The following is a 20,358-nucleotide window of genomic DNA, read 5'->3' on the forward strand; positions in this document are numbered from 1 at the left end:
ATAGATATCTAACGCCTTATTCTATAAGGCTGTTTATTTTTCATTATGTTACGATTTTTCTTGGTACAGAAGAGAAGCGAAGAATATAAAATTAAATCTCTTTACTGAATGATAATAATTTCATTATATTGGCTTAAGGGAATAGGATTTTTCTTAAATAACGAATTTAGCGCATTTTTAGCTTACATCAAATATCGGGAAAATATATTCCAACACAAAATGTGTGGAAAACTATTAATATATCAAGGTGCTATGTGGTTAAATTAAAGATAAGACAGTATGTAATTGGTTCAATAATTACTATTGCCATTATTGGTGCTGCTGCAACGTTTTGTTTTGAATCCCCGCGTCCCAGCGTTGCGCAAGTATTATACTCAAGGCCTATTAAATCAACTGTTGCTGTTAGTCAATCCTATTGCCATATCACAGTATCTCCCATTCCTGTTACAGTAAAAGATATTGCGGAAAATTTTTTACCGAATCATGAATACCGTATATTAACACTTATTAATACCTTAAAAGTAAAAAGGGAATACCCTGCGTTAAAGCATTCGGAGCTAAAAAATTGTGTCACCGTTGATCTTAAGCAACCACGTGTTGTTGGATACGATGTCGTTTATCTTATCGGAGATAAACCAGGAAAAATCAGGATTCCATATATACCAGGGGAAACGATTCCTTTAAATGAGAAAGGCCAATTAATTCTAAAAATACAGTAGAATAATACGTTCACGATACTCTTTAATAGAGGGTTAATTAGAGGATTACACTGTTTAGCAGGTAGTTCACATGAAATTACATTAGTGAACTGTATTAGCAAAACAGTGCAATCATAGAATAAATCCCTCAACTTTTAATTTACAGATTGAAAGCTATTGGGGACAACTCTGATGTTGAACAAACGCTTCCAACAATTGCTGAATGAAAGATAAACGAGCTGCTCGCTCCGTTAATTCTGTAATGAATTTCAGTTTAGACGGGCCATCTAGCCGATAGATATGAGGCTGAGTCTGTAATAAACCGATCAAATAATTAGGATCGACTTTATTATCATTGCTAAAATCAACGAAACCACCTTTCTCATGTGCTTCAATACGTTTGATACCCAATTTACGGGCTATCAGACGAATGGAAGCCGATTGTAACAGTTGGCGTCCCGGGTCAGGTAATAAACCAAATCGATCAATGAGTTCGACTTTCAATTCATCCAATTCGGCATTATCTTGTGCGCTGGCGATGCGCTTATAGAAAGACAAGCGCATGTTTACGTCCGGGATATAATCATCGGGTAAAAGTACCGGCATGCGTAGCTCTATGTCGGTCTGGTTATTGGTGAGATCTTCAAGTGAAGGTTCACGCCCATTTTTGAGTGCATCAACAGCACTTTCCAACAATTCCATATAGAGAGTGAAACCGATGCTGGCCATCTGCCCGCTTTGATCTTCACCTAGTAATTCACCTGCCCCTCTGATTTCCAGATCATGGGTTGCCAATGCGAAACCAGCGCCTAAATCCTCAAGAGATGCAATAGCCTCCAGCCGTTTTTGAGCATCACTGGTCATGGCCTTTGGATGTGGTGTCAGCAAATAAGCATAGGCTTGATGATGAGAGCGTCCGACACGTCCACGTAGTTGGTGTAATTGAGCCAACCCAAAATGATCGGCGCGTTCAATGATAATGGTATTGGCACTGGGAATATCAATACCTGTTTCAATAATGGTGGTGCACACCAAAACATTAAAGCGTTGGTGATGGAAATCTGTCATAACGCGTTCCAAATCACGTTCACGCATTTGACCGTGTCCTACAACAATCCTGGCTTCGGGAACCAGTTCTTCCAATCGTGCTTTTGCCTTTTCAATGTTTTCGACATCGTTATAAAGATAATAAACTTGCCCGCCACGCAATATTTCACGCAGGATGGATTCACGAATAACAAGACTGTCATATTCCCGCACAAAGGTTTTTACTGCCAAACGACGGGCAGGAGGAGTGGCGATAATGGACAAATCGCGCATGCCACTCATTGCCATATTGAGTGTACGCGGGATTGGCGTTGCAGTAAGCGTTAGGACATCAACATCGGCACGAATGGCTTTAATACGTTCCTTATGGCGAACCCCGAAGCGATGTTCTTCATCAACGATTAGCAAGCCGAGATCTTTCCAGTGCAGATCACTTTGCAGAAGTTTATGGGTGCCAATAATGATATCCACTTTCCCTTCAGCCGCCATATCAATGACTTGTTGTTGCTCCTTTGCACTACGGAAGCGTGACATAACTTCAATGTGCACAGGCCAGTTAGCAAAGCGATCACGGAAATTATCATAATGCTGTTGTGCCAATAGGGTTGTTGGTACAAGTACGGCGACTTGCTTGTTATTGGTAATGGACAGAAATGCGGCACGCATCGCCACTTCCGTTTTTCCAAACCCGACATCGCCACACACCAGACGATCCATAGCAATCGGCTGACACATATCACCCAATACAGCATTGATGGTCTGTTCCTGATCAGGTGTTGTATCGAATGGGAAGCTTTGGCAAAACAGTTGGTATTGTTCGCGATCTTGCTTGAAGGCAAAACCCGGCTTAACGGCGCGCTGGGCGTAAACATCCAATAGTTCGGCAGCAACATCACGCACTTTTTCGGCCGCTTTTTGGCGGGCCTTGATCCATGCTTCTCCTCCCAGTTTATGCAGCGGTGCACTTTCCTCTGCGCCACCAGCATAACGGCTTATAAGATGGAGAGAGGAGACAGGCACATACAGTTTGTCTTCTCCTGCGTAGGTAAGGATAAGATACTCAGCCTTGATGCTGCCCGCTTCCAGCGTTGTTAGCCCTTGATAACGCCCAACACCATGTTCAAGATGTACGACAGGTTGACCGTGCCGTAACTCAGCGAGATTTCGGATTAGCGTATCGGTATTGATAGTACGCCGGTTATCCTGGCGGCGGCGACTGACTCGCTCCCCAAGCATGTCACTTTCACAAATAAGCGCGAGTTTATTGTTTTCATCAATAAAACCGTGCTCTGATGCCCCAATCATCAAAAAATGGCCGGGTTTATCAGCATCTATTAGCTGGCTTATTTTGATTGGATTGACGTTGATGCGTGATAGCAATTCTTGTACGGATTCCCGGCGTCCTTCACTTTCCACCGAGAACACGATCTTACCGTTAAACTGCTCCATAAAACGGCGCAATTTATCCAAAGGCGCTTTTTGCTGTGGAGACACAGATAGATCAGGCAGAACTTGATAAGCAAGATTGGTGGTTCCTGATTTTTGGGGAAGTGTTTCGTTATCAACTTGAAGACGGGGCCAGTTTTTTAACTCTGAGAATAGATTATTGACTGGCAACCAAATCCGCTCAGGGGAGAGTAGCGGACGCATGGGATCAACTCTGCGGCTTTCAAATCGCAGTTTTGTGTCCTGCCAGAATCGCTCGGCAGCACTGATAAAATCCTGCGTGATTAGCAGCGTATTTTCGGGTAGATAATCAAAGATGGTCGGCAAAGGCTGTTCAAAGAATAGTGGTTGCCAATACTCAATGCCGGCGGGTAACACTTTTTTACTGACTTGCTGATAAATATGCTCAGCATCACGGCGAACTTCAAACTGCTCGCGCCATTGACTGCGAAATAGTTCAATCGCATCTTGGTCAGTTGGAAATTCATGGGCTGGCAATAAACTGATTTTTTCCACTTCTGCCAGCGTTCGTTGGGTATCTACATCAAAGGTGCGCAGACTATCGATCTCATCATCAAAAAAATCAATGCGATAAGGATATCCACTGCCCATTGGAAACAGATCGAACAAGGCTCCGCGCGTAGCAAATTCACCATGTTCAAGCACCTGTTCAACGCTGCGATAACCGGCCTGTTCTAATTCTGCCCGCAGTTTATCACGGGAAAGGTGTTGCCCCTTGTGCATGACCAAAGCGTGTCCCTTGAGGTACTCATGGGGGCAGACACGTTGCATCAGCGTATTGACAGGTAGGATTAATGCGCCTTTTGTCATGAATGGCAAGTGATACAGCGTGGATAGACGGTTAGAGATGATTTCCTGATGAGGAGAGAAACTATCATAGGGCAAAGTTTCCCAATCTGACATCATATTTATCGGTGCGTGGGTGAATTGTTGGATTTCATCACGCAATCGAAGGGCATTCTGCATATCCTTTGTCACCAGCAGTATTGGCCCTGAGTGGCGTTCAATGATTGCGGCGCATTCAACAGCGCAGGCGGCACCGGTCAAGTGACCTAGTTGGCGGATATCACCGCGGCGTTCAGGAAGTTGATAACGATTTTTTGCTGACATAAGTGTTTGATGTGTTCTCTAAGATTCAGTTCATTCCCAACACACTTTTGACCCAGTAGCCTTGTAATAAATAAGCTGGCAGGTTGAGAGAAAGTAAAAAAACAGAACCGGGATGTGAATGGCTCCATAAAGTACAGCTACCCTTTATTATCCTCGTACACTTTGCTTTGGCAACAGGAGAGTAGCAGATTTCATGTAAGGATAGGTTGTACAGCCAACTTGAGTCACTGCAAAAGAACAGGAATTTCTTAATCCGGGTGAAAAATATCGTATCGTTAACTGGGTAGCCTGCATATCTATAAATGTTGAGAATATTTTAGGACGGCGTTTTTGGCTGAATAAGGTTTACGTTGAAAGTGAATTTTCTAGTTTAAAATCGGTAGTATTTGTTGTCTGAATTCAGTTTTATATACCCGCGTTATCAATAATCAGATTAAACGATATCTTTAAGTGGAAAGGGGACATTTTTTTACCTTCAACTGGGAGTGGTGATAAGTAAATCTCTGCCAAACGATGATAATATGTAACAAGTGAACTATATGGATTTGAGTTTTGTACATAATACGTACAAAAATAGGGGTTAAAGATGAATTTTCTTATTAATCTATTGTTTCTAAATAAACTTCTTTGATACGGCGGATTTCATGTTTCAATCTGTCTCATTATTTATAGGATTGCGCTATATGCGCGGACGAGCGGTCGATAAATTTGGCCGTTTTGTTTCATGGTTATCAGCTATTGGCATTACGCTGGGGGTAGCTGCACTGATTACCGTATTGTCAGTAATGAACGGTTTTGAGCGCTCACTGGAGAACAGCATTTTAGGCTTTATGCCTCAGGCTATCATTACATCGGAAAAAGGTTCTATTAATCCGGTTGAGCACCCGAGTGATCAATTGAAAGGATTAAAAGGTGTTAACAACATTACCCCTATTGTGCAAGGAGATGTTGTGCTACAAAGCCCCGGTAATGTTGGGGTTGGTGTTATGTTGGGTATCACCCCACATGAATATTCTCCATTGGTGAAACATATTGTCGATGCTGATCGTAGTCAGTTACAACCAGGGCGATACTTTGTCATTCTGGGAGAAAGATTGGCTGCAAAATTGAATGTTAAACGTGGTGATAAAATCCGCGTTATTGTACCAAGTGCCAGTCAATTGACACCGATGGGGAGAATTCCTAGCCAGCGGTTATTTACCGTCGCTGGCACGTTCTTTGCTAATAGTGAGGCTGATGATACAGAAATGCTGGTTAATCAGCAGGATGCAGCACGATTGTTACGTTATCCTATTGGTAATATTACAGGCTGGCGTTTGTATCTCAATGAACCCCTGTTGGTTGATGAACTGAGCCAACAAACTCTGCCGGAAGGGTTGATTTGGAAAGATTGGCGCGAACGTAAGGGAGAATTTTTTCAGGCAGTACGCATGGAAAAAAATATGATGGGTTTATTGTTGAGCCTGATTATTGCTGTTGCTGCTTTTAATATTATTACTTCTCTCTCTTTGCTAGTGATGGAGAAACAGGGGGAAATAGCCATTTTGCAAACGCAAGGGCTGACCCGCCGTCAGGTAATGGCAATCTTTATGATCCAAGGCGCAGGTGCAGGCATCGTTGGTGCTTTACTGGGAACTGGATTGGGAGTGCTGCTTTCCAGCCAGTTAAATAATCTTATGCCGGTTGTTGGCCTGCTGGTTGAAGGCATTCAATTACCTGTTGCGATTGATACCACGCAAGTGGTGATGATCGCTATCAGTGCGATGCTGATATCCCTATTATCGACTTTATATCCTTCCTGGCGCGCGGCTGCCACTCAACCTGCTGAGGCTTTACGTTATGAGTAACCAACCTTTATTGTTGTGTCATCACCTGTGCAAAAAATATCAGGAAGGAAAGGTTTCCACAGAAGTATTGAAAAATGTCACTTTCTCCATGCAGCAAGGAGAAATGATGGCTATTGTCGGGAGTTCGGGCTCAGGTAAAAGTACACTTTTACATTTACTTGGTGGTTTGGATTCGCCTACTTCGGGTGAAGTACTTTTCAAGGGGCAATCACTGAACGATATGTCCTCTTCTGCGCGGGCAGAATTGCGCAACAATGAAATTGGTTTTATTTACCAGTTTCATCATTTATTGCCTGACTTTAATGCACTGGAAAATGTTGCCATGCCGCTGTTGATTGGAAGGAAATCGATTGGTGGGAAATCAATTGGCAGTAAGAGACGTCTGGCACAACAAAAAGCGCTGGAGATGCTGGAGGCTGTTGGGTTGGAACATCGGGCACAACATCGGCCATCCGAGCTGTCAGGAGGGGAGCGGCAGCGTGTAGCGATTGCCCGGGCGTTGGTCAATGAGCCTTCATTGGTATTGGCGGATGAACCAACCGGCAATCTTGACCAGCGTAATGCAGACAGTGTGTTTCAGCTTTTGCAAGAATTGAACCAGCAGCAAGGCACGGCATTTCTGGTCGTGACTCATGATTTGAAATTAGCTGACCAACTGACACGTCAGGTAGAAATGCGTGATGGGTATTTACAGGATGAATTAACCCTAACGGGAGAGATGTAATGGCAAATCTGCCTCTTGCATTACTGACTGCTTTACGGTTCAGCCGGGGCCGCCGCCGTTCAGGAATGGTATCTCTGGTTTCTGTCATTTCGACACTGGGAATTATGCTGGGCGTTGCAGTATTGATTATTGGTCTGAGTGCTATGAATGGTTTTGAGCGAGAGCTGAAAAACCGGGTACTTTCCGTTGTTCCTCATGGGCAGATTTATGCCGTAGAGCAGCCTTTTCAAGATTGGCAACCGGCACTTGAGCGTGTAAGGCAGACTCCGGGTATTGCGGGAGCGTCTCCCTATATTACGTTTACTGGCTTGATGGAACGTGGCGAAAAACTCCATGCTGTACAGGTGCGGGGTGTAGATCTGGAAACTGAAGCGGAAGTCAGTACCTTACCTCAGTTTGTGCGTAATGAAGCATGGAAAACGTTCAGGGCAGGTAAACATCAGGTAATCTTGGGGCAGGGTGTGGCGAATTCACTGAATGTAAAACAAGGTGATTGGCTGACGGTCATGCTCCCCAATACGGATCCGAGCCTGAAACTCTTACAACCTAAACGTATCCGCTTACAAGTTGCTGGCATTTTCCAATTGGGGGGGATGCTAGATCACAGTTTTGCTTTGGTTCCTTTATCTGATGCCCAGCAATATCTGGATTATGGCAATGCCATTACAGGGATTGCTATTAAAGCTGATAATGTTTTTGCTGCGGAGCAGCGGGTTTTAGAGGCTGGTAAGGCTACTGAAAAATATGTTTATATCAGCACATGGTTAAAAGATTATGGCTATATGTACAACGACATCCAGATGATACGCGGCATTATGTATCTGGCTATGGTGCTGGTTATCGGTGTCGCTTGCTTTAACATCGTTTCAACGCTGATTATGGCCGTGAAAGATAAAAGCAGCGATATTGCCATCTTGCGCACACTGGGCGCTAAAGACAGTCATATCAGGGCCATATTTTTGTGGTATGGATTACTGGCAGGCATGATTGGTAGCATCATTGGCGTGGTTGTTGGGGTTTTCACATCATTAAATTTGACGACTATTATTAAAGGGCTGGAAAAACTGCTTGGGCATCAATTTTTGTCAGGCGATATCTATTTTATTGATTTTCTGCCGTCAGAATTACATATGATGGATGTTTTTTATGTTTTGCTAACGACATTGGTATTGAGTTTATTGGCTAGTTGGTATCCTGCTCGTCGGGCCAGTAAGCTTGATCCAGCCCGAATTTTGAGCGGTCAATAATAAGCCAAAGTATCAACATGTATCTAATCACGCTATTGTATGATCTTCAATCGGCAAAAACGCTCTTGGCATATGTCCTGAGTGGAATAGTGATTAAGAATGAAGGGTATTTTAACAATCGGTTTTTTAAGCAATCAGTCTTTAAGAAAATCGTGCCTTAAGGAAATAGCCATATGCGGGTTCGTTATCGGTACAGTAAATTTTGCCGGATTAGACGGTTACGGCGTCAGAGACTGCAAAGACAAATTTTTTACAGGGATACTCAATTGGCAAATAAAATAAGAAAACCCCATGTGGTGGTGCTGACTGGAGCGGGTATTTCCGCTGAGTCAGGCATTCAAACATTTCGCTCTTCCGATGGCCTGTGGGAAGAGCATCGTGTTGAAGATGTTGCTACACCTGAAGGTTTCCAGCGTGATCCGAGTTTAGTACAGGCTTTTTACAATGCACGGCGGGAACAGCTTCAACAACCAGAAATTAAACCTAATGCAGCGCATTATGCTTTGGCAGAGCTTGAACAGGTGCTTGGTGACCATTTTCTATTGGTGACACAAAATATTGACAATTTGCATGAGCGTGCAGGGAATCATCGTGTGTTACATATGCACGGTGAATTGCTGAAAGTTCGTTGTTGCCAGTCTGGGCAGGTGATTGAATGGACGGCTGAACTAAGCATGGAAGAGCGTTGCCATTGTTGCCAATTCCCCTCTCTGTTGCGCCCTCATGTCGTGTGGTTCGGGGAGATGCCACTAGGTATGGAGCAAATCTATTCTGCTTTGACTGACGCCGATATTTTTATCGCTATCGGAACATCAGGTCACGTTTATCCCGCTGCCGGTTTTGTACATGAAGCAAAGTTATCTGGAGCACATACTGTTGAACTGAATCTGGAACCTAGCCAGGTTGAAAGTCTATTCGATGAAAAACACTATGGCTATGCCAGCGAAATTGTTACTCAATATGTTCAGTCTTTAATTCAGCAGGTGAAGGCAGATAAAAGCTGATTTGACGCAATACCTGCTCTATTCATCTTCTCCATAATAAATCCACATAAATTAGGGGGAGAAGATGGATAGACTATTAGAGCGTTTTTTTAAATATATAGCATTTAATACTCAATCAAAACCATCCGCTAAGACCATTCCCAGCAGCGGCGGTCAACTGCAACTCGCCAAAGCCTTATATGAGGAGCTGATTCAACTTGGCTTTGTCGATATTACTTTCGATGAGCGGGGATGTGTTATGGCTACATTACCATCAAATGTTGCCTGGCATGTACCAGTGATTGGCTTTATTGCGCATCTTGATACCTCACCGGACTTTTCTGGAAAGCATGTTAATCCTCAAATTTTGGAAAATTACCGTGGCGGTGATATTGCATTGGGAATAGGCGATGAAGTTTTGTCGCCGGTGATGTTTCCGATATTGCATAACTTGCTGGGAAAAACATTGATTACGACCGATGGAAAAACCCTGCTAGGTGCGGATGATAAAGCAGGTATCGCTGAAATCATTACCGCTATGGTGCGCTTGCGGCAAAAGAATATTCCACATGGCGATATTCGGATTGCATTCACGCCTGATGAAGAGATTGGTAAAGGTGCGCACTATTTTGATATAGATGTTTTTGGTGCTGAATGGGCCTATACCGTTGATGGAGGAGGTGTGGGGGAATTGGAATTTGAGAATTTTAATGCAGCATCAGTGCTTATTAAGATTGCGGGTAACACGGCTCATCCCGGCAGAGCCAAAGGCGTAATGGTCAATGCGTTGTCGCTGGCAATGCGTATTCACCATGAATTGCCTGCCGAAGAGACGCCTGAACATACAGAGGATCGTGAGGGTTTTTATCATTTACTGAGCATAAAAGGCACGGTAGAGCGTGCTGAGATGCACTATATCATCCGGGATTTTGACAGTACAAATTTTGAGAAACGCAAAAAAACACTACTCGCCATTGCTGAAAAAGCAGGAAAAAGGCTGCATCCGGATTGCTATATAGAACTGACGATTGATGATGATTATTACAATATGCACAATGAGATAATTAAACATCCGCATGTGATTGCATTGGCTAAACAAGCCATGCTGGATTGTGGTATTGAACCGATCATCCAGCCGATTCGGGGTGGCACGGATGGAGCACAGTTATCTTATCGTGGGTTACCTTGTCCGAATATTTTTACTGGAGGATATAATTATCACAGTAAGCACGAATTCATTTCGCTGGAAGGTATGGAGCAGGCGGTTAGCGTTATCATGCGGATTGCTGAATTGGCGGCAAGTCATGAAAATAGAGTGATACCTGATTAATGCTATGACACCAACAGGGTATTTTCCCCTTATACCCGTCGCCTTTCAAGTTGCCTCTTTGTTGGCTGCGCTCGCTCACCCCGGTCACATAGTTATCTATGCTCCCGGGGATTCACTCTCTTGCCGCCGCGATGCATCTTGAAATTCATAGGGTATGTAACTGATGACGGTTCAGAAATATGTATCTCAGGTTAAAAAATACGGGAAAAGGGGCAGAAGAGTGCCCCTTTGTTCACGGATTAATCATTAAAATACCAATAACCGCTATTGACCAAAGCTGTGAGCAGGCTGATAAATCGAACATCATCGATCGCATCGCCCAAAAGTTTGGCGTTGACTTTATCATATTGACAGAGCGCATCAGCAGCGTGGATATGAGAAGTATCCATCAACTCTCCATTGACGAAACATTGATCACCGACACGCAGGACGCGCAATCCACTCAACCGATTTAGCTCTTCACCCTGTTTCAGCAATTCATAAATCTCGTCACTTTCATAAGGTGGTTCAGGTGGTGCAAGATCCAATTCATGGCGTGATTGCGAGATAAATTCACCAAACCAATTCTGGAAAGTTTCGGGTTGTTCTAACAATTCACGCATCATTGAATGCAGTGAATCCAGTTCATTTGTTTGGATCAACGCTGGGTTATCACGGAATTTCAGGTCAGGATCGCTGTAACGATAGCTGCCTAATTCATTTGCCAGAATATAATCAGCAAATCCACTGAATAACTCACGGGCATTGGGGGCACGGAATCCGACCGAATAATTCAGCGAGTCTTCAATAGCATAGCCTTCGTGTGGGAAACCCGGTGGAATATAAAGTATATCGCCCGGCAACATTTCTTCATCGATAATGGCCTCAAAGGGATCAACCTGTAATAAATCAGGATGAGGGCAATGTTGTTTCATTGGGATTTTCTCGCCTACGCGCCAGCGTCGACGACCTTTTCCCTGAATGATAAAAACATCATATTGATCAAGATGGGGGCCGACACCGCCACCGGGCACAGAGAAAGAGATCATCAAATCATCCATGCGCCAGTCAGACAGCACACGGAAAGGCTTCCTAAGTGCAGAAGAGGGGAGATGCCAATGGTTGACGGCCTGTACAAGCAACGACCAGTCTTTCTCGCCTAAATGGTCGTAGGATTCAAATGGCCCATGGGAAACTTCCCAGCGCCCATTTTTCTGGCTGACCAAACGGCTATCAATTTCATTTTCCATCGCCAGACCCGCCAGTTCATCGGGAGAAAGGGGATCGATAAACTGATGGAAACCCTGCTTAATCAGCAATGGTCGTTTTTGCCAATGGTTTTGCAAAAACGCCTGCCAGTCCAGATTCAGCTGATAATCCATGGTGACATCCTGAAGTGAGAAGTGAATTTCGCGCTATTATAACGAATAGTTAACGGCGATATCAGATTTGGTTGAAATATTTCGCGATTGTTATGACGATCACTTAACTATCAGTCAGCTAGATATCAGCCACCTAACTATCAGCGACATTGATTTGCTGCACCCGAAATATCACGCTCACTCTGGCCCCACCAAGTGGGCTATCTTCAATACTGATAGTGCCTGCATATTGCTCGACAATTTCAGAAGCTATCGACAGACCTAATCCTTGCCCTGCTTGCAATGTATCAGCTCGTAAACCACGCTGAAAAATCATTTCACGTTTGTCTGGTGGTACACCGGGGCCATCGTCATCAACTATTATGGTGACAGAGTTTTCTCTCATGGTGGCGGTGACTCTGACAAACTCCAGACAATATTTACAGGCGTTGTCCAGAATACTTCCCATCACTTCCAGAAAGTCATTCTTTTCACCTAACCACGTAACTTCAGGAGATACATCCAGCGTAATACTGATGCCTTTATGTTGATAGACTTTCGTCAGCGCACTGATAAGGCTATCCAGCAAAGTTGGGACGGAAGAAACTTGTCTGAGGAGCAGGGGATGATCACTGTGCATATTGGCTCGATGCAGATAGTAGCCGATTTGTTGGGATATCCGATCAATTTGCTCAAGCATGATGGGTTCAGCTTGTTCAATGGTCATTTTTTGTGGGGGACGCAGAGAGCGTAGGGTCGATTGTAGTACTGCTAAAGGTGTTTTCAGGCTATGCGTTAAATCAGAAAGCGTTGTGTGGTATTTTGCATAGCGCTTACGCTCATTGTTTAATAAGGAATTTAAATTCCTGACCAGTTTTTTTAATTCTGTGGGAGGATTTTCATCAAGTTTTTCTCGTTCTCCGTTTTCTAAAGAGCTTATTTGAGTAATCAGCGATTTAATGGGACGAAGGCTCCAATCAGCAGCAAGCCAAATGAGTGGAATAACCAGAAGTAGGTTAGCTATTAACACATACCCAAACCATTCCCAGACCTTTGCTGATTCTTGTACATCCTGTGGCATGATATCAATAATGACGATAGTCAATGCAGGCAGTCTATCAGTTGCGGGATAAATATTGACCGCAACCGAATAGGTTAACAACACATCATTATCGTCGACTGACTTGTTTGTATCACCTTGATTTGACGTTTTATTATAAAGAAAATCTCCTTTTTCTTTGAAATTTGTCTCCAGTTCATGTAAACCATCTTTTTTCAGCCAATTAGGGTCGAGCATTTTTTCCAATTCAGGCACATTATTCTGACGCCAGAGTATATTTCCCTTATTGTCATAAATCAGAACTGATAAACGTGGGTTCATGGAAAAATGCTTTGGAATAAGAATTTCCAGCTTGTTGTTATTCCATTGAGCAAGCGTAAAAAATAAATTACTTTGACTCCGGAGTATAGAGTAAGTTGTTTTATCAAAACTCACTAAATACCCAACAATAGCGACAATTCCATATGATAAGGTTAAGGCTAAAATAATTGCTGCCGTTGCTATAAGGAACCGGGTTCTCAAAGAAAGATGTTTTTCAGAGAAATTACGCATCATGTGGTTTCACGTCAAAACGATATCCTTGACCACGGACAGTGACTATCACCTCTTTGGACCATTCATTCAATATTTTTTTCCTCAATCGTCCCATTAATACATCAATGGTATGACTTTCACGTAACTCTGCATCAGGATATAACTGACGCATTAACGACTCTTTACTGACAACCTTGCCATTATTACGCATCAAGGTTTCAATAATAGTATATTCAAAGGCGGTCAACTTGATATTGGTACTATTGATAGAAAACTCTTTTCGTGAAAGATCAATTAAAAAGGGTGAAATTTCAACTAATTGTGATGCCAATCCATTATTACGGCGCATTAATGCTTGTATCCGGGCATTAATTTCTTCCAGATGGAAAGGCTTAGTCACATAATCATCTGCTCCTGCGTTTAACACAGTCGCTTTTTCTTGCCAGCTATCACGAGCAGTAAGGACAAGGATAGGTAAGTTAATCTGCTCATTACGCCAACGGCGTAACATACTCAGCCCATCCTCGCCAGGTAAACCCAGATCAACGATAGCAATATCAGGATGACTTTCTTTAAGATAATAATCGGCTTCTTTAGCATTCTCCGCGGCATCGACTTGATGCCCAATATCCCGCAGTTGTACGGTTAAGTGATGACGAAGTAATGCGTTATCTTCAACAATCAATATCCGCATAATGATTCCTTATGCTAATCAGTAACGTTTACCAAATAAATTTAAAATAGCTAAGTAGTCAATTTCGTCAATAAATATTAAATAAAATTATGGGTAAATCTTTTTATGTGTAACCTAAGTATAGTAACTATTTAGCCTTTGTTGGTATGTTAATGAGTGAATCATTTAAAAACAAATATTTAGATAGAAATAACAAATGAATTTATAATCTATTTATATTTTATATAAGGTTAGGCTGTTTTTGGAGAAATTGCTCTCTGTATTTTAACCTACTGTTCTGCTAGTTTTATTCACTTCTTCAAACCCTGTGGTTATCTATGCATTAATCACGGCTCCCAATAGAGAGTCATTTTTGTTTCAGTTCTGTTTCAATACTGAAAACATAAGATTTACAGGTGATTTTTGGTAGGAAGTTCAGCTAATTAAGAAAATGAGTTAACTGTCGTTGAAGTACAACTTGGGTGAGGCGTATTGAGTATGGGCGGGATATACTCCGCCCATTTGCATGCAGAAAGTTTATTTCAACTTATCAACTAGCGAAGTGGCATAGCCAATGTAGTTTGCTGGTGTCATGGTTTTGAGGCGTTCTTTTTCCGCTTCAGGAAGTTCAAGGCCATCAATGAACGTTTTCATTCCTTCTGCATCAACACGTTTGCCACGTGTCAATTCCTTCAATTTTTCATAGGGTTTTTCAATGCCATAACGGCGCATAACAGTTTGAATAGGCTCCGCCAGCACTTCCCAGTTGTGATCCAGCTCATCCAGGAGGTGCTTTTCATTAACCTCTAACTTACTCAACCCTTTCATAGTGGATTGATAAGCAATCAGAGCATATCCCAAACCTACGCCAAGATTGCGCAGCACGGTTGAATCCGTTAAGTCACGCTGCCAACGGGAAACAGGAAGTTTGCTGGCAAGGTGCCCCAGAACGGCGTTTGACAATCCCAGATTTCCTTCTGAGTTTTCGAAATCAATCGGATTGACTTTATGTGGCATGGTGGAAGAACCGATTTCCCCAGCAATGGTTTTTTGTTTGAAATGGTTCAGGGCGATGTAACCCCAGATATCGCGATCAAAATCGATCAGAATGGTATTGAAACGCGCTACACAATCAAACAGTTCCGCAATGTAATCATGAGGTTCGATTTGGGTGGTATATGGATTCCATTGGATGCCCAGAGAAGTCACAAATGATTCACTGAATTGGTGCCAGTCAATGTGTGGATAGGCTGACAGGTGCGCATTATAGTTGCCAACTGCCCCGTTGATTTTACCCAGAATGTCTACCTGGCTGAGCTGACGGAATTGGCGTTCCATACGATAAGCTACGTTAGCCAGCTCCTTGCCGACGGTAGAAGGGGTCGCTGGTTGCCCGTGAGTACGTGATAGCAGAGGAAGATCGCGATAATCGTGCGCCATACGCGTGATGATATCGATCAATTGACGCCACTGAGGCAGTAAAACTTCTTCACGGGCAGTTTTAAGCATCAACGCATGTGACAGGTTATTGATATCTTCTGATGTGCAGGCAAAATGAATAAATTCTGCAACTTGATGCAAAGCCGGAATATGCGCGACTTTTTCTTTCAGCAAATATTCAACAGCCTTAACGTCATGGTTGGTTGTGCGTTCAATTTCTTTGATACGCAACGCATCTTGTTCATTGAAATTTGCAATAATTTCATCAAGGTAAGCGTTTGCGTTTGCGTCAAAAGCAGGAACTTCTTTGATTTCTGCTGTAGCGGCCAGTTTTTGCAGCCAACGTACTTCGACCTGCACACGAAATTTCAGTAAGCCGAACTCACTAAAAATGGCGCGTAACGCGCTGACTTTATCGCCGTAACGGCCATCAATTGGAGAAACAGCGGTCAGTGAGGATAATTCCATTGGTAGCAACTCCCGGATTTTATTTAACAGTTTGTGTCTGATAATTTTTGTTTAACAACGAGCAAGGATATCTTTTGCCTGTTTGATCAGGCGCTGACGGGAAAACATGATTTGCAGGCGGGTACCGCCAACTTGTTTCCATAAAACGGCACTGCGAATGCCCGCCAGTAAAACGGATCTGACTTTTGCCTGAATGAGTGTATTACGTAATACATCAGGTGACCCTGTCACTTGGATACGAGGCCCTAGTGGACTGATGACATCGACATAAATTCCAGCAAGAGCGTTGAGCATCCCTTCTGACATCGGTTCAAAATAGGCTTGTTGGCGATCTAACTGATTGATGCGATTTGCTAATTCATTAGCAGAAGATTGATTTTTATTCAGATGACGTTCCAGAGCCATTAAACCCAGCATATAGCGGGTAAGGTCGGCAGAAACACCGCTATGTGAACCATTGAACATGCCCAGCATAGCATCGAGGCCAATACGAAGGTTACAGGCATTATTGCCAAAAACATCCAACGTGGATGCCGGATTCATATTCAAGATACTGTTGAGCATCATTTCAAAAGCATCATTATCGCACTGGCCTTCATGGGCAAGCTTTTGTACCAGACGACCTGACTGGCAGATACCTGCCAGCGCCAGTGTAATGTCGTAATAATTTTTAGCCACAATTACTCCTGTATACGTTGTTCGATCACGCCACCACCGAGACAGACCTCATCTTGGTAAAACACGGCTGATTGGCCGGGAGTGACGGCGGCAACAGGGCTATCAAAACGAATTTCAATTTTATCTTCGCCTAGCGGAATGATAGTGCAGGGAATATCGTGCTGACGGTAACGCGTTTTCACTACACAACGGATTTCTGTCTTCAAGGGTTGGCGATCAACCCAATGAAGTTGCTGTGCAATCAAACCGACAGACATCAGGCGAGGGTGTTCATGGCCTTGAGCAACAATCAGCGTATTGTTTTGAACATCTTTATCAACAACATACCATGGTTCTTCACTGCCATCCTTCGTTCCGCCGACCCCCAATCCTTTACGTTGACCCAGTGTATGGTACATCAGGCCAGAATGCTGGCCGATAGTTTGCCCGTCTACCGTGATAATTGGGCCCGGTTGGGCAGGCAAGTAGCGTCCCAGAAAATCACGGAACTTGCGTTCACCAATAAAGCAGATACCCGTCGAATCTTTTTTCTTTGCCGTGACCAGACCGAGCTCTTCGGCAATGCGGCGTACTTCAGGTTTTTCGAGTTCTCCGACGGGGAATAGACTCTTGGCAACCTGCTGGTGACTTAAGGTATATAAAAAATAGCTTTGATCTTTATTGCCATCCAGACCGCGAAGTAATTGGCTAATGCCATCTACATCCCGACGACGGACATAGTGCCCGGTTGCAATGTAGTCAGCACCCAAATCCTCAGCGGCAAACTCTAGAAACGCTTTGAATTTGATCTCTTTATTACAAAGAATGTCCGGATTTGGGGTTCTGCCAGCTTTATATTCAGCAAGAAAATGTTCGAATACATTGTCCCAATATTCGGCTGCAAAATTGATGGTATGCAGTTCAATGCCCAGCTTGTCACAAACGGCTTGCGCATCGGCAAGATCGGCGGCAGCCGAGCAATACTCTTCACCATCGTCTTCTTCCCAGTTTTTCATGAACAGGCCAGCTACCTGGTAGCCCTGCTGTTGCAGAAGGTAGGCGGAAACTGATGAATCAACACCGCCGGACATTCCGACAATGACTTTTTTCTGGCTGTTATCTGACATGGATATATCTCACTGCGGAAAAAAACAAACGCGATACTTTAGCACGTTGGCGGCTGTGGTGCATCAAACGTCTCACGTTCTTTCTATTCGATTTTTTTATTTATGCGGCCATTTTCAAAAGGGGGACCGTAACTGTCCAACATTGATAGAGGATACGCCTTGTGCTCTAAGTAACAGCGAATACTTTCAGCGACCAGTGGTGAGCGTAGTTGTGAACTGTTAAGAATTTCTTCTGCGCTTAACCAGTGGCAGCAATGGATATCATCATCTTGTGGATTGGTATCAATAATTTTTTCCATTTCAACCAAGAACAGAAAACGGATAAATGGCGTTCCGTCGGGAGCAACCCACTGATATAGCTTCAAAAATGCCTGTGGTTGAGCACAAATCCCTGTTTCTTCCCATAATTCCCGTTCAGCGGCTTCCTGCAATGTTTCTCCGGCTTCAAGATGACCAGCCGGCTGGTTCCAGAGAGATTTGCCATTGATTAACTCTTCGACAACCAGAAATTTATTTTCTGCGTGTACAATACAAGCAACAGTGATGTGTGGACTAAACAAGATTAATTTCTCTCCATTCTCCGGGGGACAATGAGCTTAATTGTATCGAACCCATACTGAAACGAATTAGGCGCAGTGTGGGAAAACCAACATGAGCAGTCATTCTGCGTACCTGACGGTTACGGCCTTCATATAGCGTTATCTTGAGCCAGCTTACGGGAATATTTTTTCGCTCTCGAATGGGCGGCGTCCGTTTCCAGAGCCATTCTGGTTCTTCCACTCGTTCTGCACCGGCAGGTAGCGTCGGGCCATCTTTTAACGTGATGCCATTGCGCAGCTTACCCAAAGCTGCTTCATCAGGAATGCCTTCTACCTGAACATAATAAACTTTAGCTGTTTTTTTGTGAGGTTGAGTCAACCTGGCTTGCAATTTACCGTCATTGGTTAACACGAGTAATCCTTCGCTATCGCGATCCAAACGACCTGCGGCATAAACATCAGTAAATGGAATAAAATCTTTTAACGTTGTTCTTCCCATTTCATCGGTGAATTGGGGAAGAACATCATAAGGTTTGTTAAAGATTAATACCCGACGAGGACCTGTTAATTTTTTTATCGTATTGTTATTTTTTCTTTGGCTGAATCGGTTAAGTTGGCGTTTTTTAAAAGAGATATTTGTCATGATAAGCCATCGTGAAAAATTAGGGTACGTATTATACCTTAAATCTGTGACCATTGGCGTTTGCAGAATATTCAAGTAGTATTGACACGTCCCTTACAAAAATTTAACAAGGCATTGCGTTTATTTGAAAGGAGAGGTTAATGGAAAGCAAAGTAGTTGTTCCGGCGGAAGGTAAAAAAATTACTATCGATGCCAAAGGTAAATTAAATGTTCCGAATAACCCTGTAATCCCTTATATCGAAGGGGATGGCATTGGTGTTGATGTTACGCCGGTCATGCTGAAAGTTGTGGATGCTGCTGTTCAGAAAGCGTATAGCAGCGAGCGCAAAATTTCTTGGATGGAAATCTACACAGGTGAAAAATCCACACATGTTTATGGTAAAGATGTTTGGTTGCCAGATGAAACACTGGATTTGATCCGTGAATACCGTGTTGCTATCAAAGGCCCTCTGACAACGCCAGTTGGTGGCGGCATCCGCTCGCTGAATGTGGCACTGCGTCAGCAATTGGATCTGTATGTCTGCCTGCGCCCGGTTCGTTACTATCAAGGTACGCCAAGCCCTGTTAAACAGCCTGAGCTGACTGATATGGTCATTTTCCGCGAAAATGCTGAAGATATCTATGCGGGTATCGAGTGGAAAGCCGGTTCAGCGGAAGCGGACAAGGTCATCAAATTCCTGCAAGATGAAATGGGTGTTAGCAAAATTCGTTTCCCTCAACAGTGTGGCATCGGCGTGAAGCCTTGCTCAGAAGAGGGCACTAAACGTTTGGTACGTGCTGCAATTGAATACGCTATTGATAATGATCGTGACTCCGTGACTCTGGTTCATAAAGGCAACATCATGAAGTTCACTGAAGGTGCCTTTAAAGATTGGGGTTATGAATTGGCCCGCACTGAATTTGGCGGAGAACTGCTGGATGGCGGCCCGTGGGTTAAGATCAAAAATCCTAAGAGTGGCAAAGACATTATCATTAAGGATGTGATTGCAGATGCTTTCCTGCAACAAATCCTGCTTCGCCCTGCTGAATATGACGTTATCGCTTGTATGAACCTGAATGGTGACTATATTTCTGATGCATTGGCTGCGCAAGTCGGCGGTATCGGTATCGCCCCGGGCGCAAACATTGGTGACGAGTGTGCATTGTTTGAAGCAACACACGGTACTGCACCTAAATATGCGGGTCAGGATAAAGTCAACCCGGGTTCTGTCATTCTCTCCGCTGAGATGATGTTGCGCCACATGGGATGGTTCGAGGCTGCCGACTTAATCGTTAAAGGCGTTGAAGGTTCCATTGCTGCCAAGACCGTAACTTACGATTTTGAGCGTCTGATGGAAGGTGCTAAGCTACTGAAATGTAGCGAGTTTGGTGATGCAATTATCTCTCACATGTAATTGATTGCGTAACTGAATAGATAACGGGAG

The 20,358-nt window shown here is 43.6% G+C and carries 16 protein-coding genes; 7 read left to right on the top strand and 9 right to left on the bottom strand.

The features are described 5' to 3' along the window. Positions 1–254: 254 nt before the first annotated feature. Positions 255–719: a UmoD family flagellar biogenesis regulator gene (umoD, locus tag AB204_RS03700; protein WP_047962038.1), complete on the top strand. Its 465-nt coding sequence runs from the start codon at positions 255–257 to the stop codon at positions 717–719. 153 nt (positions 720–872) lie between these two features. Here the strand turns inward: umoD and mfd are convergent, their stop codons facing one another. After that, positions 873–4,322, bottom strand: coding sequence for a transcription-repair coupling factor (gene mfd, locus AB204_RS03705; protein WP_047962039.1), 3,450 nt, complete (start codon positions 4,320–4,322; stop codon positions 873–875). Between the two features lie 644 nt (positions 4,323–4,966). Between mfd and lolC the strand changes: the two genes are divergently transcribed. The 5 genes from lolC (at position 4,967) to pepT (ending at position 10,453) form a co-directional block, all read left to right on the top strand. After that, entirely contained in the window at positions 4,967–6,169 is a 1,203-nt protein-coding gene (gene lolC / locus AB204_RS03710; RefSeq protein WP_047962040.1) for a lipoprotein-releasing ABC transporter permease subunit LolC, read from the top strand. Continuing rightward, entirely contained in the window at positions 6,162–6,893 is a 732-nt protein-coding gene (gene lolD / locus AB204_RS03715) for a lipoprotein-releasing ABC transporter ATP-binding protein LolD (RefSeq protein WP_047962041.1), read from the top strand. The genes lolC and lolD overlap by 8 nt, the downstream gene beginning before the upstream one ends. Beyond that, the gene (gene lolE / locus AB204_RS03720; protein WP_047962042.1) at positions 6,893–8,140 is read left to right on the top strand and encodes a lipoprotein-releasing ABC transporter permease subunit LolE; all 1,248 of its coding nucleotides are present in this window, start codon (positions 6,893–6,895) and stop codon (positions 8,138–8,140) included. The genes lolD and lolE overlap by 1 nt, the downstream gene beginning before the upstream one ends. Positions 8,141–8,313: 173 nt before the next feature. Beyond that, positions 8,314–9,144: a Sir2 family NAD+-dependent deacetylase gene (gene cobB, locus AB204_RS03730; RefSeq protein WP_047962043.1), complete on the top strand. Its 831-nt coding sequence runs from the start codon at positions 8,314–8,316 to the stop codon at positions 9,142–9,144. 64 nt (positions 9,145–9,208) lie between these two features. Next, positions 9,209–10,453, top strand: a complete 1,245-nt coding sequence (gene pepT / locus AB204_RS03735) for a peptidase T (RefSeq protein WP_047962044.1) — start codon at positions 9,209–9,211, stop codon at positions 10,451–10,453. A 239-nt stretch (positions 10,454–10,692) separates the two neighbouring features. Here pepT and AB204_RS03740 read toward each other — a convergent pair whose 3' ends face one another. The 8 genes from AB204_RS03740 to rluE form a co-directional block, all read right to left on the bottom strand. Next, the gene (locus tag AB204_RS03740) at positions 10,693–11,814 is read right to left on the bottom strand and encodes a ribosomal protein uL16 3-hydroxylase (protein ID WP_047962045.1); all 1,122 of its coding nucleotides are present in this window, start codon (positions 11,812–11,814) and stop codon (positions 10,693–10,695) included. A 133-nt stretch (positions 11,815–11,947) separates the two neighbouring features. After that, on the bottom strand, positions 11,948–13,405 hold the full coding sequence (gene phoQ, locus AB204_RS03745) for a two-component system sensor histidine kinase PhoQ (protein ID WP_047962081.1): 1,458 nt from the start codon (positions 13,403–13,405) through the stop codon (positions 11,948–11,950). Continuing rightward, positions 13,398–14,081: a two-component system response regulator PhoP gene (phoP, locus tag AB204_RS03750; protein ID WP_047962046.1), complete on the bottom strand. Its 684-nt coding sequence runs from the start codon at positions 14,079–14,081 to the stop codon at positions 13,398–13,400. The genes phoQ and phoP overlap by 8 nt, the downstream gene beginning before the upstream one ends. A gap of 516 nt (positions 14,082–14,597) precedes the next feature. Beyond that, entirely contained in the window at positions 14,598–15,968 is a 1,371-nt protein-coding gene (purB, locus tag AB204_RS03755; protein WP_047962047.1) for an adenylosuccinate lyase, read from the bottom strand. A gap of 51 nt (positions 15,969–16,019) precedes the next feature. Next, positions 16,020–16,646: a high frequency lysogenization protein HflD gene (gene hflD, locus AB204_RS03760; RefSeq protein WP_047962048.1), complete on the bottom strand. Its 627-nt coding sequence runs from the start codon at positions 16,644–16,646 to the stop codon at positions 16,020–16,022. Between the two features lie 2 nt (positions 16,647–16,648). Then, positions 16,649–17,752 (bottom strand): tRNA 2-thiouridine(34) synthase MnmA, encoded by a 1,104-nt coding sequence (gene mnmA, locus AB204_RS03765; protein ID WP_047962049.1) that lies wholly within the window; start codon positions 17,750–17,752, stop codon positions 16,649–16,651. 83 nt (positions 17,753–17,835) lie between these two features. Then, positions 17,836–18,312, bottom strand: a complete 477-nt coding sequence (locus AB204_RS03770; RefSeq protein ID WP_047962050.1) for an NUDIX hydrolase — start codon at positions 18,310–18,312, stop codon at positions 17,836–17,838. Beyond that, positions 18,305–18,934: a 23S rRNA pseudouridine(2457) synthase RluE gene (gene rluE / locus AB204_RS03775; RefSeq protein WP_047962051.1), complete on the bottom strand. Its 630-nt coding sequence runs from the start codon at positions 18,932–18,934 to the stop codon at positions 18,305–18,307. The genes AB204_RS03770 and rluE overlap by 8 nt, the downstream gene beginning before the upstream one ends. A 140-nt stretch (positions 18,935–19,074) precedes the next feature. Between rluE and icd the strand changes: the two genes are divergently transcribed. Beyond that, on the top strand, positions 19,075–20,328 hold the full coding sequence (gene icd, locus AB204_RS03780; RefSeq protein WP_047962052.1) for an NADP-dependent isocitrate dehydrogenase: 1,254 nt from the start codon (positions 19,075–19,077) through the stop codon (positions 20,326–20,328). Positions 20,329–20,358: the final 30 nt, after the last annotated feature.

This window comes from Xenorhabdus khoisanae, assembly GCF_001037465.1.
In the GTDB taxonomy this organism is placed as follows: Bacteria; Pseudomonadota; Gammaproteobacteria; order Enterobacterales; family Enterobacteriaceae; genus Xenorhabdus; species Xenorhabdus khoisanae.